Raw genomic sequence first — 15,414 nt, 5'->3', positions numbered from 1 at the left:
AAAGAGGCCGACGTCCGCATCGTCGACACCGCCGGTCGGGACGGGCTCAACGAGGAGCTCATCGAGCAGATCGAGCGAATCGAGGCCGAGGTGAACCCCGACCGGAACCTGCTGGTGCTGGACGCCGCGATGGGGCAGAGCGCCAAGAGCCAGGCCGCCGACTTCGAGTCGGCCATCGGCATCGACGGCGTCGTCATCACCAAGCTCGACGGGACGGCGAAAGGTGGGGGCGCACTCGCCGCCGTCAACGAGACGGACTCGACCATCGCCTTCCTCGGGTCGGGGGAGACCGTCAAGGACATCGAGCGCTTCGAGCCCTCGGGGTTCATCTCCCGCCTGCTGGGGATGGGCGACCTGAAGCAACTCACCGAGCGCGTCGAGCGCGCGATGACCGAGACCCAGGAGGAAGACGAGGACTGGGACCCCGAGGACATGATGGACGGGCCCTTCACCCTCAACGACATGCGAAAGCAGATGCAGACGATGAACAAGATGGGCCCCCTCGACCAGGTGCTGGACATGATTCCGGGCCTTGGCGGCGGGCTGATGGACCAGCCTGCCCGACGACGCCATGGACGTCACCCAGGAACGGATGGTCGACTTCGAGGTCATCATGGACTCGATGACCGACGAGGAGCTGGAGAACCCCCGCGTCGTCGGCCAGTCCCGGACCGAGCGCATCGCCCGCGGGTCGGGCAAACCCGAGGAACGCGTCCGCGAGCTGCTCCAGCAGCACAAGCAGATGGAGCAGATGTTAAAGCAGTTCCAGGGCATGGGCGACGGCGACATGGAGCGGATGATGAAACAGATGCAGCAGGGCGGCGGCGGTGGCGGGGGCATGGGCGGCATGGGTGGCATGGGCGGCGGCGGTGGCGGCCCGTTCGGCGACTGATCCGGGCCAGCGGAGGTTTTCACCCGCTGGGAATCGGTTTGGCGTTTTTTGTATTCGAATTTCTGAAAGACACGTATGGCATCCGGGCCGGGGGAGACGTTCATCGAGTGGGTCGACGAGCGATACAGCACCGACATCGACAGGTTCGACGAACAGCACAAGCACCTCTTTGGTCTGCTGAACGACCTCTATGTCGCCGTCGACGAGGGCCACTCGGAGGCGGCGATCGGCGACATCCTCCGGGAGCTGGAGCGGTACACCGAGTACCACTTCGGCGACGAGGAGGAGTTCATGCAGGACTGCGGGTACGCGATGGACTGTGCGGACTGCTTCTACAATCACCGCGAGATGCACGCAGAGTTCGCCGAGACCGTCCGCGAGTTCCGCGAGAAGCACGAGGCGGGCGAACCCATCACCGTCGACGTCCTCGAGTTCGCGAGAGACTGGCTGGACTCCCACATCGCCGGGGCCGACGTCGACCAGAACTACGGCGAGTACTTCTCGGAGACGGTCCCCGAGGACTACGACTACAGTCCGGGCAAGCTGAACAAGTCCCGCGACGACGACCGGACCTACGACGCGTCCGAGGAGAGCGTCCGCCTGGGGAGCGACGTCCACGTCGGCGGGGCCGTCTCGATTCCACACGGCTCGATGGCGGACTGGATCCGCGGCCTCGCCGACCGGCACGGCGACCGGACGGCGGCGTACGCCTACGAGGACGGCCAGTTCGAGACGCGAACCTTCGAGACGCTCTACCGGGACGCCGGCCGTCGCCGCGGGCTTTCTCGACGCCGGCGTCGAGCCGGGGACGACCTCGGGATTCGCACCCGCCCGTGCTACGAGTGGTCGGTCGCCGACCTGGCCTGTCATCTCGCCGGGGTCGTCTCCGTTCCCATCTACTCCGGGTTCGACGAGGAGCGGGCTGTCGCGACCGAGACGACGGCGGGCATCGACGCGCTGGTGACCGACGGCGACCCGAGCGAGGCGGTGGCCGGGGCCGCCGGGACCGTCTTCGACGTCGCCGACCTCCCCAGGGGCGACCGACCCGCGCTGCCGGGCTTCGAGGCCGATCCGGACGACGTCGCCACCGTCGTCCACGAACTCGACACCGAGGCCGAACCGCTGGGCGTCGGGCTCTCACACCAGAACCTGCTGGCGGCGGTGGCGATGCTGGGCGATCAGTTCCCCGTCCCGTCGGGGGGGACCGGGACCTGTTCGCTCCCGCTGTCGCACGTCTTCCAGCGGGTCGCGACCTACTACCTGTGGGACAGCGGTGCGGCCGCCGCGTACGTCCCGAGCGACGACCTGCTCGCGGGCCTGCGACTGCTCAGCCCGGAGGTCCTCGTCGGCCTCCCGCGGGTCTACGACCGCCTGGCGGACGCACTGGCGGCACACATCGACGACCTGGGCGGCGTCAAGGGGCGCCTCGCCGACGGCCGGGCGGTCGAGCGGGGCCAGCAGCTGCGCGACGGCGGCGGGGAGTCGCTCACCGATACCGCGGCCGAACGCCTCGTCTTCGCGCCCCTGCGCGAGTCGTTCGGCCTGGAGAACCTCGAGTACGCGCTCTCGGGGGGCGACGGCCTCGGGGCCGAGCGCCTCCAGTTCCTGTGGGGCTGTGGCGTCCCGGTGAGCGAAGTGTACGGGACGACGGAACTGACGGGCGTCGGGTGCGTGACGCCACACGGGTCCTCGGCCCCGACGGCGCTAGGGTCGCCCCTGCCCGGGACCGAGATGGCCCTGGGCGAGGACGGCGAGATCCTGTTCCGGGGGGACCACGTCGCCGACCGCTACTGGGAGACCCGCGACGTCGCGGCGAGCACGACCAGAGGCGAGTGGTATCCGACCGGCGACTACGGCGAGTTCGACGCCGAGGGGCGCCTGCACCGCGCCGACGGCAAGCTGAACGTCGTCGACACAGACGGGCGTCGCCACGGCTGTACGGCCCCGTCGACCGGCCCCACCGTTCTCATCGCGTGAGACTGGCCCACAGTATTTTGACCCCGCTCTGACTACCGTGGGGTATGTACGAGATCGTCGTCGGCATCGACCGTGACGAGACACGCGCGCGAGCACAGGCCACCGAACTCACGAGTCTGCCACTCGATACCGAGTCGGTCCACGTCACGCTGGTACACGACTTCGAACAGAACCGCGAAGGGGCGTTCGTCACGCAGATCGCGTCGGTCCGTCGGGCGAAGGAACTGCTCGAGGACGCCGGAATCGACGTCTCTCTCGAAGGCACCAGCGGGGATCCCGGGGCGGCCATCCGCCGTCGCCGACGACCAGGACGCGGACCTGATCGTCCTCGCCGGCCGCAAGCGCTCGCCCGCCGGCAAGGCGCTGTTCGGGAGCGTCACGCAGGACGTCATCCTCGGGACCGACCGCTCGGTACTGGTCGTCAGCAGCGAGCGAGACGAGGACTGAGCGCACCGACTCCGCCAGCAGACGGTCGCTCCGGTAGCCGACGGGCTGGTGCACGGCCCGCTGTCGGGCCTTCGGTCCCTTTTTGCGACTGCGCTCGGATGCTGTCGGTAATGACCGTCCGCGAGATCGCCACCGAGGCCTATCGGGAGTCCGTTCCGGTACTGGTCCTCAGTGCAGTCGGTGGCCTCTTTGCGGGCGTCGTCCTCGGGGGATGGACGCCGGAAACCGAGCAGGTGGCCGGCCTGCTGGTGCTCGTGCCCGCGCTGCTTGCGACCCGCGGGAACGTCTACGGATCGCTCGGTGGCCGGCTCGGGTCTGCGCTTCACCAGGGGCTGGTCGACCCGACGCTCTCGCTCGCGGACGAGCGCGTCAACGCGGCCGTCGCGGCGTCGCTGGCCAACGGCGTGCTCGTCAGCATGCTCTCGGCGGTGCTCGCGGTGGGGTTGCTCACCGCGCTGGGCCGGCCGTCGGCGCCGCTGGCGACGCTGGTCGCCATCGCACTGCTCGCGGGCGTCGTCTCGGGGCTCATCCTGACCGTCGTCGTGGTCTCGGTCGTCTTCGTCGGCTACCGGCGGGGCCTGAACCCCGACACGCTCGCGGGGCCGGTGGTGACGACGACGGGGGACGTGGTCGGCGTCGCGACGCTGCTGGTCGCGACCCGCATCGTCCTGGCGCTGGGGGGTGGCTGACGTGTCGACGTACGTCGACCAGTGGTCGGTCCGGGGCATCATGCGGCGCATGCTCCCCGTGCTGGTCGTGCTGACGTCCATCGAACTCGGGAGCGGCATCGTGCTCGATACGTTCGAGTCGGTGTTGCTGCAGTACCCCACGCTGCTGGTCCTCGTCCCCGTCACCATCGGGATGGCGGGCAACCTCGGAAGTATCCTGGCCGCGAGGCTCTCGACGGCGGTCCACCTCGGCATCGTCTCGTTTCACCCCACGGACGACCGGCTCGGGGGCAACGCCGTCGCGACGGTGGCGCTGGCGCTGACGGTCTTCCCGCTGGTCGGGGCCGGCGCGTGGGCGCTCCAGGCGCTGCTCGGGACCGTCCAGCTCCCATTCCTGACGGTCGTCGTCGTCGCGACGACGAGTGGTCTCGTGCTGGCTGCGCTGGTGGTCGTCGTCACGGCGGTGACGGCCTACGCCGCTTACCGGTTCGAGCTGGATCCCGACGACATCGTCATCCCGGTCGTCACCAACGTCAGCGACGTGCTCGGCGTGCTGGTGCTCTTTGGCGTCGTCCGGGTGCTCGTCTAAGGTCGGACGGCCATCGACGGACATTTGCCGGTCACCGCCTCACTACCGACCGTGCAGACCGTGGCTCCCGTCCTCGCGACGCCGCCGCTCGCCGACGTCCTCGTGACCGTCGCCGACCGGGTGCTTCGCATCGTGGTCTTTCTCTCGCTGGGGGTCTTCCTCGCGAACCTCGCGGTCGCCTTCGGCCTCGTCGAGCGCATCGCGGCGGTCTCGCGGTACCTCACCGACCCGGCGAATCTCCCCGACGAGGTGGGCACCGCCATCCTGACCACGACGGCCTCGACCACCGCGGGCTACGGCATGCTCGCGGATTTCCGGGAGTCGGGCGTCCTCGACGACCGCGCGACGCTGGTCGCGGTGACGATAAACACCTTCTTCGGCTTCGCCCAGCACATCGTGACCTTCTACGCGCCGGTCCTCATCCCCATCCTCGGCCTCGAGGTCGGGGTGCTCTACGTCGCGACACGGGGGCTGGTCGCGCTGGCGATAACGCTGACCGGCATCGTCGCCGGCGCGCTCTTGCTCGACGGGTCGACGCGCCGCACAGCGGACCTCGACGCCAGCACCGACGGCGGGCGGGCCGACGACGGGAACGCTCCCGATGCGGGTACCGACGGCCCCGAGAGCCGCGAGGCCGCGGTCCGGGAGGCCTACGGGCAGACGCTGGACCGGATCCGGGACATCCTCCCGCGACTGGTCGCCATCTACGTCGTCGTCTCGCTGCTGGTCGCCTACTCCGAGGAACTGCTCGCGCTGCTTGGCCCGGGCGGGGCGAGCGTCACTGCCACCGCCGACGCGCTCGCCGGGTCGCTCGGCCTGCCCGGTGCGGCCGCACCCGTCGTCGCCGCCTACGCACTGGATACGACCTCGGGGCGGCCGTCATCGCACCGCTCATCGCCGACGGCACCTTCACCGCCCGCACCGCCGTCGCGACGATGCTCGTCGGCGGCATCGTCTCCTTTGCCGTCTCGACGTTCAAGCGCTCCATCCCGTTCCAGTACGGCATCTGGGGCCGGGAGTTCGGGACGAAGGTCATCGTCGTGAACACCGGCCTGAAGATCGTCTGGATCGCCGCCGCACTCGTCGTCCTGCTTGGCCTCTGATCACCGCGTCTCGGGGATGGGGTCCGAGATGACGACGGCCTCGCCCTCGAGGGCGGCCTCGCCGTCGGCGCCGTCGACGGCCGTCGTGAGGCGGAACCGGTCGTCCCTGATGCGCTCGACGACTTCGCAGTGGGCGGTGACACGCTCGCCGATGTCGACGGGAGCGCGGTGGCTGGCTCCTGTGAGATGTAGATGATGAGCCCCGGCAGGCGGGCGAGCGCGGCGCTGATGAGCCCCGAGACCAGCGTGCCGTGGACGATGCGGCGGCCAAAGCGGGTCCCCTCGGCGAACTCGGCGTCCGTGGAGGCGGTTGGTGTCGCCGCTGACCTCGGCGAACTGCTCGACGTCCTCCTCGGTGAGGGTCTTGCTGAAGCGGACGTGGTCGCCGACGTCGATGCCGTCCTCGACGCCGTGCTCTCGAAGGTCCAGTCGTCGTCCTCGTAGACGGTGTCGGGGCGCGTGAACCGCTTGCGCTGGTGGGGAGGTCCGGCGCCGGCGTCGGATGGGCGAGCCTGGGGAATGTAGTGCGAGAGGTCCGTCGTGGTCACGATGCCGACCAGGACGCCGTCGTCGACGACGGGCAGCTTCTTGATGCCGTGGGACCGCAACCGCTCGACGGCGGCCTCGATGTTCGCGTCCGGGCGTATCGTCACGAGCGGCGAAGACATCACGTCGCCGACGGTCAGCGCCGTCGCGTCGCCCCCCTCGGCCGTGACGGCGACGACGTCGCTCTCCGTGACGATGCCGACGGGCTCGCCATCTGCCTCGACGACGAGCGAGCCGATGCCCTCGTCGCGCAGCCGACCCGCCACTGCTACGATCGTCGTGTCTCTCGTGCCGGTTCGTGCGGGGGCGGTCATCACGTCGCGGACTGGCAGTGGGACGAGCATCCTGCGTCGAACTATCGCTCCCAGCGACATAATCTCCCCCGTCAGGTTTGTGGGCCCGCCGCCCGTCTCTCCGGCGATGGACCGCCGCTCGCTCGTCGCCCTCGTGCTGCTGGTCGCCCTCGCCGGATGTGGTGGTTTCTCCGCGTCCGCCCCGTCGGCGTCGACGCCGACCGCCGTCGGGTCGGCCGGCCCGATTCCACAGGACACCGTTTCGGTGAGCGTCACCGCCGTCGTCGACGGCGACACGATTCGCGTCGCGTACCCGAACGGGACCGTCGACACCGTGCGACTCGTCGGCGTCGACACGCCCGAGGTCCACGTCGAGAACGACCCCGCGGAGTTCGAGGGGGTCCCCGACACCGACGCGGGACGGGCGTGTCTCCGTGAGGCGGGCACCGACGCCTCGAACTTCGCGAAAGACGCCCTGTTGGGCCGCGAGGTCGGCCTCGCGTTCGACCCGGCGACCGACCGGCGGGGCTACTACGACCGCCTGCTCGCGTACGTCGTCGTCGAGGACCGACTGTTCAACTACCGCCTGGTCGCCACCGGTCACGCCGGGTCTACGACAGCGACTTCTCGCGGGCGGACCGGTTCTACAGCGCCGAGACGGCGGCCCGCGAGAACGGTCGCGGCCTCTGGCGCTGTGTCGACCCGGCAACGACGGGGACGCCGGTGGCCGACGGCGGGACGGTCACGGCCGGCGAGACCGGCCTGGCGATAGCGACGATCAACGCCGACGCCGCCGGCGACGACAACGAGAACCTGAACGACGAGTACGTCGTCTTCGAGAACCGCGGCGAGTCGGCGCTGGACCTGACCGGGTGGACGGTCGCCGACGCGGCCGACCACGTCTACACGTTCGACGCGCTGACGCTCGCCCCCGGCGACCGGGTGACCCTCCACACCGGGGCCGGCACCGACACCGAGACGGACCGCTACTGGGGACGTACCAGGGCGGTCTGGAACAACGGGGGCGATACGGTCACGGTCCGCGACGCGAGCGGGCGCGTCGTCGCCCGGCGAACCTACGGGTGAGCGCCCGCCTCAGCGCTCGGTCCGCCGCGAGGCAGGATCGGCCGGTCCGCCGTTGAGGACGCCTGCGACTCGCTCGCTGGCCCTCGCGACGAGCGCCGCCGCCAGCACGAGGGAAAAGGCTACGACGCCGACCGTGGTCACGGCTCGCGACCCGACCACCTCGCCGACGACCGCCGTCGCCAGCGCCACCAGCTGGACACCCAGGAGCCGCGTCTGTAGGCAGGCCATAGTGGCACGTTGGTAGCCTGCGATCATAACTTCCACGTCAGACGTATTTACCGCTCCCGAGTGCCGGTCAGACCGTCGAACACGCCCGGCAGTATTTGGCCGTTCGGTGCCAAGGACTGCCATGGACGTTCGCCGGGTCGTCCCGTCGCCACGCGCCGTCGACTGGAGTCTCTTCGTCGCCGTCACGACGCTACTCGCGACCGGCGTGGCGACCATCTGGGCCGGGACGCCGCGTGGTGCGTGGCTCATCGACCTCCACGCCATCGCGGGGGTGGTGCTCGTCGCCTTGGTGCCGATGAAGCTGTGGCGAGTCTCCCACCGGGTCTCGCCCGCGCGGCTCACCGGCCGGCGGGTTCTCTCCCTACTGCTCGCGGCCGACGTGACGGCGGCCCTGGCGACCGGCGTCTGGTGGGTGTTCGGCGGGTCGCTCGACCTGGGGCCGTGGGGGCTCTTTCACCTCCACGTCGGCCTCGGCCTGCTGGTGCCCGTCCTCCTGGCAACACACCTGCGCTATCGCTACCACCGGCCCACGCGGGCCACCGTGGGCCGGCGCCGCGACGTCCTCCGCTACGCCGGCGTCGTCACCGCGGGCGCGCTCGTCTGGCGGTTCCAGCGACCGGTCAACGACCTGCTGGACACCGCGGGAGCCGACCGGCGGTACACGGGGTCGCGCGAGGAGGGCAGCGGCGAGGGCAACCGCTTCCCGGTGACCAGCGGGTCGCCGACGACCCGGACCCGGTCGACCCGGCCGACTGGTCGCTGTCGGTCGTGGGTCGCGTCTCGACGCCCGCCGAGTACGGGGTCGACGACCTCTCGGCGGATGCGACGCGGGAGGGTCTGCTCGACTGCACGAGCGGGTGGTACTCCGACCACGCGTGGCAGGGCGTCCGCGTGGGCGACCTGCTCGCGGCCGCCGACCCGGACGACCCAGCGGCGTGGGTCCAGTTCCGCTCGGTCACGGGCTACCGCTGGAGCCTCCCCATCGACGAGGCCCGTGATGCCGTCCTCGCGACGCACGTCGACGGCGAGCGCCTCTCGCACGGCCACGGCTTCCCGATGCGCCTGGTCGCGCCCGGACGGCGTGGCTTCCAGTGGGTCAAGTGGGTCGAGGAGGTGCGGGTCACCAAGCGCCGCGAGGTGGGCGAGTGGCTCGCCATCTTCGTCAGCGGCTTCTGACCTACACGAGCGCCCGGAGGGTCGCCCAGAGGTCGGGCCCCGCGTCTCGCGGCTGGTCGCCGCTTGCCCCGTCCGAGGCGCTTCGCGCCTCGTGCTCGTAGTGAACGGGCACGAACCCGGCCGCTCGCGCGCCCTCGACGTCGGCCTCGTAGTCGTCGCCGACCATCACGTACTCGTCGGCCGGCAGTCTGTCGCGCAGGCGGTCGAACGGGGCCGGGTCGGGTTTGTGCGCGCCGGCCTCGTAGGAGGCGACGACGACGTCGAAGTGGTCGGTCAGGTCGTGATGGGCGAAGCTTGCCCACCTGCCACTCGCGGACGCCGTTTGTGACGACCGCCAGCGGGTCGTCGGCACCGAGCGACGCCAGACTCTCGCGGGCGCCGTCGGGCACCGTCGTCGCCTCGTAGGTCCGCTCCCGGAACGTCTCGACCATCGCCGCCGGGTCGCCGCCGTCCGCGTCGGCCTCGTCGAGCGCGGTCGCCATCGCCTGTTCGAACGGCGATTCCACCATCGTATCGTGTGCGGTCCAGAACGTCTCTTCGACTGTCGCCACGAGTGTGTCGTCGGGGTCGATGCCGTGGTCGGCCAGCGTCTCACGCAGCACCGCTTCGTGCGGACGCGTCCAGTGGACGAGCGTCCCGTCGAGGTCGAAACAGATCGCGGTCGTCATGGTTCGGAGTCGACCGGCGTCCCGTCCTCGGTCGGCGGGGCGACGTAGTCGATGTAGGCCTCGGCGTCGGGTTCGCGTACCCGCACGCGAACGTGGATGTCGCCCAGCTCCGCGGGCTCGCCGACGGCGAAGTTGATACGCCCCTCGAAGGCCGCCTGCTTCTTCACGTCGAACGCGAAGGTGTCGCCCTCGAGTGCGTCGAAGAAGACCGAGCGCGCGGTGTCGAGAATCTCCAGGCGGTGGAGCAACTCCGAGAACTCGTCCATCGAGTGGACCTCGGCGCGGAGTTCGCCGTGGCTGTGTTCCGGGTCGGCCTCCGGGAACAGGTTGCGGATGGCGTCGGCCACCCGGGCGGTCACCTCGGTGTCGTTGACCGGCGCGGTGACCGGACGTCGACGCTGTAGACGGCACTCATTCCAGGGCCTCCGCCCCCTCTCGCAGGAGCGTCCGGACGGTCCGCTGGAAGGCCGCGAGCGTCTCGGTGTTCTCGATGGTCAGGTCGGCCATCGCCATGGCCTCGCCCATCCCGAACCCGAGCTCGCGCTCGTCGCGGTCCGCCAGCGACTCGCCGCCCTCCTCGGCGCTCGCGTCCCGGCCACGCAGATCCAGGCGCTCGGCGCGGACCTCGAAGGGTGCGTCCACCTCGACCAGCAGGAACGACTCGCCGAACGCCTCGCGGAACGCCTCGACCTCCACGTCCGAGCGGATGCCGTCGACGACGACGGTGTCGCTGTCCTCGCGGCGCTCCTCGATGATAGGCAACGACCGCTCGGCGATGGCCGCGGGGCCGTTCTCCTCGCGGAGCGCCGTCGCCACCGTCCCGTGGTCCGTCGCCGGGTCCAGCCCCCGGTCGCGACACTCCTGGCGGATGACGTCGCCCATCGTGACGACCGGCACCCCCATGTCGACGGCGACGTTGGCCGCCTCGCTCTTGCCGCTCCCGGGCAGTCCGACGATGCCGATGACTGTCATTGGCGTGCGTTGGCCAGCGCCGGCCAAAAGCCCTACCGTTCGCGGACGACGACGAACTCCGCCAGGTCCCGCAGGTAGTCCATCGACTGGGACTCTGGCGCGTCGATGGTCGCGAGCGCCTCCAGGGCCGTCTCCGATTCCTCGCGAGCGCGCTGGTCGGCCTCGTCGGCCGTGAGATCGGTCACCTCGACGATCGAGGGGCGATCCATCGCCGCGTCGTGCCCCGCGGGCTTGCCCAGCGTCTCCGCGTCGGCCGTCGCGTCCAGCACGTCGTCGCGCATCTGGAAGGCGACGCCGACCCGCTCGGCGTAGCGGCCGATGGTCTCGACGGTGTAGGCGTCGGCGTCGGCCGCGATGGCACCGAGTTCGGCCGCCGCGCGAAACAGGGCCCCGGTCTTGCGCCGCGCGAGTTCCATGTACTCGGCCTCGTTCGAGGGCTGGGCGATGAGTTCGGTCGCCTCGCCCTCGCCGAGTTCGACCATCGCCTCGCTGACGGTCTGCATCGCCCGCTCGTCGGCCGAGAAGAGCGCGAAGGCCTCACCCAGCAGCCCGTCCGAGGCGACGATGGCCGGGCCGTGGCCGAACGCCGACCACGCCGAGGGTCCCGCGGCGCAGTTCGGACTCGTCGATGATGTCGTCGATGACCAGCGACGCGTTGTGGACCAGCTCGATGCCGACGGCGAAGTCGAGGGCGTCGTCCGGGTCGCCGCCCAGCGCCTCGCAGACCAGCACCGTCACGGTCGGTCGCACCCGCTTGCCCCCCGAGAGCGCGACGTGCCGGACCTGGTCGGCGAGTGCCGACGGTTCGACGTCGTCGAGCACCGCCTCCAGTCGCTCCTCGACGCGGTCACGACGCCGGTGGAGATACTCCATCACCCTGGCGTTAGGACCAGGCCGAAAAGTACCTGACGACCCACCTTTTTCGGCGTCGGGTTCGCGCTTCGCGCGAACCACTCCTTGAAAAACGTGGGCGAAAAAGGCCGGTCGCTCGCGTCGCTCGCGACCGGTGAACCGGCGGCAGAGCCGCCGGATGCCTGTTCTAGGCCAGCCCCCCGTGTTCTCGCGACGGAGCGCGCTCACGGCCGACCGCTCGGTGTCCGTGCTTGGAACGGTGTAACCCGCCAATGGCTTCGAGGCGTGCCGGTATCACCTCGAAGCAGCTTTGGACGATTTCAGCATCGCTCCGTTCTACTACTATATCTGGCAAATTTGGAGGCAAATTATTTTTGTATCCGTCGCGAAAATCTTTCCATGTCCCACGAGGTCGAAGACGAAACGACGGTCAACGAGAGCTATTCGGTGACGGTCCCGGCAGCGGTACGGCGAGAGGCCGGCGTCGAGGCGGGCGACAAGATTCGGTGGCGCGTCGACGACGGGACTCTCTCGGTCGAACTCGTCAAGCAACACTACGGTGCGTTTTCAGGGCTCGACCCGGTCGACATCGGCGAACCGACCGACGCCGCCGAGGACCACGACCTCGTCGCCGGGGACTACTGATGGCCGCAGTCGCCGTGGATGCGAACGTTCTCATCGCGGCCCGACTCTCCCGCGATCAGAATCACGAGCGCGGGGACGCGATCACGCGGGCGATGGACCACGGAACACTCCCGATAGCGTACGTCCTCAGCGACGTTCTGGAGGAAGTCGTCAACTACCTTCAGGCGAGAGCAGGACACGACGTCGCGACCGAAACGCTCGATGCGATACTCGAGAGCAGCGGGTTTTCCCTCCAGCAGACCTCGAAGTCCGACTTCGACGCTGGTCGCTCCGTGTTCCGACGCTACGAATCACTCTCGCTGACGGATGCCGTCATCGTTGCAGCGATGGACCGAACAGATGTCGACTACCTCTACAGTTTCGACGATGGGTTCGACAGCGTCCCCGAAGTCACTCGTCTCACGACACCCGAAAATCCGTACGAGCAATAGCGGACCTGTGCTACGTTGTTATCCCTCGAACTCCTCGATGAGCGCCGGCACCACGTCGAAGAGGTCGTCGACGATGCCAATACCACCTTTTTCGGCCTCGGGTGCGCTTCGCGCACCGCTCGTTGAAAAACGTGGGCGAAAAAGGCCGGTCGCTCGCGTTGCTCGCGACCGGTGAACCGGCGGCAGAGCCGCCGGATGCTCAAGTTACCCGCCGAACTCCTCGATGAGCGCCGGCACCACGTCGAAGAGGTCGTCGACGATGCCAATACCACCTTTTTCGGCCTCGGGTGCGCTTCGCGCACCGCTCGTTGAAAAACGTGGGCGAAAAAGGCCGGTCGCTCGCGTTGCTCGCGACCGGTGAACCGGCGGCAGAGCCGCCGGATGCTCAAGTTACCCGCCGAACTCCTCGATGAGCGCCGGCACCACGTCGAAGAGGTCGTCGACGATGCCAATACCACCTTTTTCGGCCTCGGGTGCGCTTCGCGCACCGCTCGTTGAAAAACGTGGGCGAAAAAGGCCGGTCGCTCGCGTTGCTCGCGACCGGTGAACCGGCGGCAGAGCCGCCGGATGCTCAAGTTACCCGCCGAACTCCTCGATGAGCGCCGGCACCACGTCGAAGAGGTCGTCGACGATGCCGTAGTCGGCGATGTCGAAGATGGGCGCGTTGGGGTCGGTGTTGATGGCGACGATGGTGTCGGCGCCCTTCATCCCGGCGACGTGCTGGACGGCCCCGGAGATGCCGACGGCGATGTAGACGTCCGGCGTGACCACCTTCCCCGACTGGCCGACCTGGCGGTCCTTCTCCAGCCAGCCGTTGTCGATGAGCGGCCGGGAGGCCGACACCGTCGCGTCCAGCGCCTCGGCCAGGTCGAACACGAGGTCGAGGTTCTCCTCCTCGCCGATGCCGCGCCCGACCGAGACCAGCACGTCGGCGTCGGTGATGTCGACGTCGCCGCCACCGACCTCCTCGAAGCCGGTGACAGTCGAGCGGACCGCCGACTCGTCGACGTCGACCTCGAAGGGCTCGACGGACGAGCCGTTGACGCCCTCCGCGGCGGGCCACTCGCCGGGTCGGACCGTCAGCGCGGCCGCCTCGGCGTGGACGTCGATGGTCGTCTCGGTCTTGGACCCGTACAGCTCGCGGGTCGCGGTCAGTCGCTCGCCGTAGTCGACGTCGACCACGTCGGTCACCAGCGGCAGGCCCAGGTCGCTGGCGACAGCGGGGGCGTAGTCGAGGCCGTTGACCGTGTTTGGCATCACCACCAGCGACGGGTCGAGGGCCTCGGCCAGTTGGGTCACCGCCTGGACGTAGACGTCGTGGTTGAACTCCTCGCCCTCGTCGACGGTGTAGACCGTCTCGACGCCCTCGCGGTCGAGTTTCCGACCGAACGTCTCCACGTCGCCGCCGATTACGACGGTGTGGTGCTCGTCTCCCGTCTCCTCGGCGAGCAGGCGGCCGACGCTGAGCAGTTCGAGGCTCACCGGCCGGAGCTCGCCGCGGCGGTGCTCGGCGACGGTCAGTACCGTCATCAGTTCGCCACCCCCGCCTCACGGAGGACCGCGGCCAGTTCGCCGGCCGTCTCTTCGGCGCTCCCCTCGAAGACCGTCGCGTCGCTCTCGCTGGTGGGTTCGTACAGCGACGTCTGTTCGAGCGGGCTCTCGATGTCGGCCGGCGACAGGCCGACGTCCTCGAGGGACTTCACAGCCAGTTCCTTGCTCTGGGCCTGACGAATCCCCCTGAGACTGGCGTACCGCGGGTCGTTGATGCCGGTCTGGATGGTCAGAACGGCGGGCAACTGGACGTCGGCCAGCTCCTCGATGCCGCCCTCTAACTCGCGGTGGACGGCGGCGACGCCGGCCTCGCGGTCCAGCTCAGGTCGTTGACGACGGCGGCCCACTCGAAGCCCAGTCGCTCGGCCGGGTCACCCCGGTCGCACCGAAGCCGTCGTCGGCCGACTGCACGCCCGTGAGCACGAGGTCCGGGTCCTCCTCGGCGGCGACGGCCTCGACGACGCGGGCCTTGGTCGCCGGGTCGAGCAATCCGGCCTCGACCAGCGTGTCGTCCCAGACCCGCACCGCGCGGTCGGCCCCCTTCGCCAGCGCCTGGCGGATCGTCTCCTCGCTCTCCTCGGGGCCCACCGTCACCGTCACGACCTCGACGTCCTCGTCGGCGGCCTCCTGTATCTGGACGGCCTCCTCGACGGCGTACTCGTCCCACTCGTTGAGGTCGTGTGTGACGTACCGGTCGTCGATCCCGAGTCCGTCGATCTCGAACTCGTCGTCGACGACCGCGACCTGCTTGACTGTGACAAGAATTTTCATACCACGACCTGGTACCGGACGGCGAATAAACGTTTCCGAACCAGAAACCACCGGCGAGTCGTTTACGCTGTGACTACCCCGCGTACCCGCTCAGCCCCTGCTATATGCCACCGCGTGTCGGGATCCGGATACGGGCACGCTCGACACCGCCGGCAGCGTCGTCGCGGGCGTCGTCGCCACGCTCGTCCCGGGCGCGGTGACGCTCGCGCCCCTCCCGGTAGTGGGCCTCGCGACGGCCCGGAGCGTGGGCACCGGCCTCCAGACCTGGGCCTTCGCCGGCCCGTTCGTGCTGGCCGTCGGCCTCGGCGGGGCGACCACCGGATAGTTGCTGAACGCGACCCGGGTCCGAAGCGGTCTGCTCGGCGGCCTGGGCTTGCTCTCGGGCGGGGTCGTCGGCGCCGCCGGTGGCGTCGACGGGGGCGCGTCTCGAGTCGGTTCGCCCCATGAGTGTCGTCGACTGTCCCGCGGACGCTCGCCAGCCTAATCGTCGGCTTCTACGAACCGGCCGCTTACGTGTCC

10 protein-coding genes and 10 pseudogenes are annotated in these 15,414 nt (G+C 69.5%); 10 read left to right on the top strand and 10 right to left on the bottom strand.

What is annotated here, in order from left to right; genetic code table 11:
- From P1K88_RS17645 to P1K88_RS17615, 6 genes and pseudogenes are all read left to right on the top strand, one after another.
- Window positions 1-892, top strand: a pseudogene (locus tag P1K88_RS17645) (signal recognition particle protein Srp19); the annotation flags it as partial.
- Between the two features lie 75 nt (window positions 893-967).
- Complete coding sequence (locus P1K88_RS17640) at window positions 968-2,869, top strand: bacteriohemerythrin (RefSeq protein WP_276411595.1); 1,902 nt, start codon at window positions 968-970, stop codon at window positions 2,867-2,869.
- Between the two features lie 44 nt (window positions 2,870-2,913).
- Window positions 2,914-3,316, top strand: a pseudogene (locus P1K88_RS18520) (universal stress protein).
- A gap of 110 nt (window positions 3,317-3,426) precedes the next feature.
- Entirely contained in the window at window positions 3,427-4,005 is a 579-nt protein-coding gene (locus P1K88_RS17625) for a magnesium transporter (protein WP_276411594.1), read from the top strand.
- 40 nt (window positions 4,006-4,045) lie between these two features.
- Complete coding sequence (locus tag P1K88_RS17620) at window positions 4,046-4,573, top strand: magnesium transporter (RefSeq protein ID WP_379786648.1); 528 nt, start codon at window positions 4,046-4,048, stop codon at window positions 4,571-4,573.
- 60 nt (window positions 4,574-4,633) lie between these two features.
- A pseudogene (locus tag P1K88_RS17615) lies at window positions 4,634-5,676 on the top strand (nucleoside recognition protein).
- Here P1K88_RS17615 and P1K88_RS18515 read toward each other — a convergent pair.
- Window positions 5,677-6,566 (bottom strand): annotated as a pseudogene (locus P1K88_RS18515) (CBS domain-containing protein).
- 76 nt (window positions 6,567-6,642) lie between these two features.
- Here P1K88_RS18515 and P1K88_RS17600 point away from each other — a divergent pair.
- A pseudogene (locus tag P1K88_RS17600) lies at window positions 6,643-7,601 on the top strand (lamin tail domain-containing protein).
- Window positions 7,602-7,610: 9 nt separating this feature from the next.
- Here P1K88_RS17600 and P1K88_RS17595 read toward each other — a convergent pair.
- Window positions 7,611-7,829 (bottom strand): hypothetical protein, encoded by a 219-nt coding sequence (locus P1K88_RS17595; RefSeq protein ID WP_276411590.1) that lies wholly within the window; start codon window positions 7,827-7,829, stop codon window positions 7,611-7,613.
- A 121-nt stretch (window positions 7,830-7,950) separates the two neighbouring features.
- On the opposite strand from P1K88_RS17595, the pseudogene P1K88_RS17590 reads away from it, so the two are divergent.
- Window positions 7,951-9,005, top strand: a pseudogene (locus P1K88_RS17590) (molybdopterin-dependent oxidoreductase).
- A 1-nt stretch (window position 9,006) separates the two neighbouring features.
- On the opposite strand, the gene P1K88_RS17585 reads toward P1K88_RS17590, so the two are convergent.
- The 5 genes and pseudogenes from P1K88_RS17585 to P1K88_RS17565 form a co-directional block, all read right to left on the bottom strand.
- The gene (locus P1K88_RS17585) at window positions 9,007-9,357 is read right to left on the bottom strand and encodes an HAD family hydrolase (RefSeq protein WP_276411589.1); all 351 of its coding nucleotides are present in this window, start codon (window positions 9,355-9,357) and stop codon (window positions 9,007-9,009) included.
- A 13-nt stretch (window positions 9,358-9,370) separates the two neighbouring features.
- Window positions 9,371-9,673: pseudogene (locus P1K88_RS17580) on the bottom strand (HAD family hydrolase); the annotation flags it as partial.
- A pseudogene (locus P1K88_RS17575) lies at window positions 9,670-10,088 on the bottom strand (RNA-binding domain-containing protein). The pseudogenes P1K88_RS17580 and P1K88_RS17575, both read right to left, overlap by 4 nt.
- On the bottom strand, window positions 10,085-10,645 hold the full coding sequence (locus P1K88_RS17570; protein ID WP_276411586.1) for an AAA family ATPase: 561 nt from the start codon (window positions 10,643-10,645) through the stop codon (window positions 10,085-10,087). Before P1K88_RS17570 ends, P1K88_RS17575 begins: the two are co-directional and overlap by 4 nt.
- Window positions 10,646-10,677: 32 nt before the next feature.
- A pseudogene (locus tag P1K88_RS17565) lies at window positions 10,678-11,518 on the bottom strand (polyprenyl synthetase family protein).
- A 378-nt stretch (window positions 11,519-11,896) separates the two neighbouring features.
- Here P1K88_RS17565 and P1K88_RS17560 point away from each other — a divergent pair.
- Together P1K88_RS17560 and P1K88_RS17555 are read left to right on the top strand one after the other, a co-directional pair.
- Window positions 11,897-12,142: an AbrB/MazE/SpoVT family DNA-binding domain-containing protein gene (locus P1K88_RS17560; protein ID WP_276411584.1), complete on the top strand. Its 246-nt coding sequence runs from the start codon at window positions 11,897-11,899 to the stop codon at window positions 12,140-12,142.
- Window positions 12,142-12,573, top strand: coding sequence for a type II toxin-antitoxin system VapC family toxin (locus P1K88_RS17555; protein ID WP_276411582.1), 432 nt, complete (start codon window positions 12,142-12,144; stop codon window positions 12,571-12,573). The genes P1K88_RS17560 and P1K88_RS17555 overlap by 1 nt, the downstream gene beginning before the upstream one ends.
- 576 nt (window positions 12,574-13,149) lie before the next feature.
- Here P1K88_RS17555 and P1K88_RS17550 read toward each other — a convergent pair.
- The 3 genes and pseudogenes from P1K88_RS17550 to P1K88_RS17540 all read right to left on the bottom strand — a co-directional run bounded on the left by P1K88_RS17550 (window position 13,150) and on the right by P1K88_RS17540 (window position 15,340).
- Window positions 13,150-14,103 carry an electron transfer flavoprotein subunit alpha/FixB family protein gene (locus P1K88_RS17550; RefSeq protein WP_276411581.1) on the bottom strand — a complete coding sequence of 318 codons (954 nt, stop codon included), beginning with the start codon at window positions 14,101-14,103 and terminating at the stop codon, window positions 13,150-13,152.
- Window positions 14,103-14,895 (bottom strand): annotated as a pseudogene (locus P1K88_RS17545) (electron transfer flavoprotein subunit beta/FixA family protein). The gene P1K88_RS17550 and the pseudogene P1K88_RS17545 overlap by 1 nt, the downstream one beginning before the upstream one ends.
- Before the next feature lie 100 nt (window positions 14,896-14,995).
- A complete protein-coding gene (locus P1K88_RS17540; RefSeq protein ID WP_276411579.1) occupies window positions 14,996-15,340 on the bottom strand; it encodes a hypothetical protein in 345 nt (114 codons plus the stop codon).
- Window positions 15,341-15,414: the final 74 nt, after the last annotated feature.

Origin of the sequence: Haloarcula halobia, assembly GCF_029338255.1 — an archaeon.
Classification (GTDB): domain Archaea; phylum Halobacteriota; class Halobacteria; order Halobacteriales; family Haloarculaceae; genus Haloarcula; species Haloarcula halobia.
The sequence above is the reverse complement of the archived record's forward strand: the minus strand, read 5'-3'. Positions and strand labels throughout refer to the sequence as shown.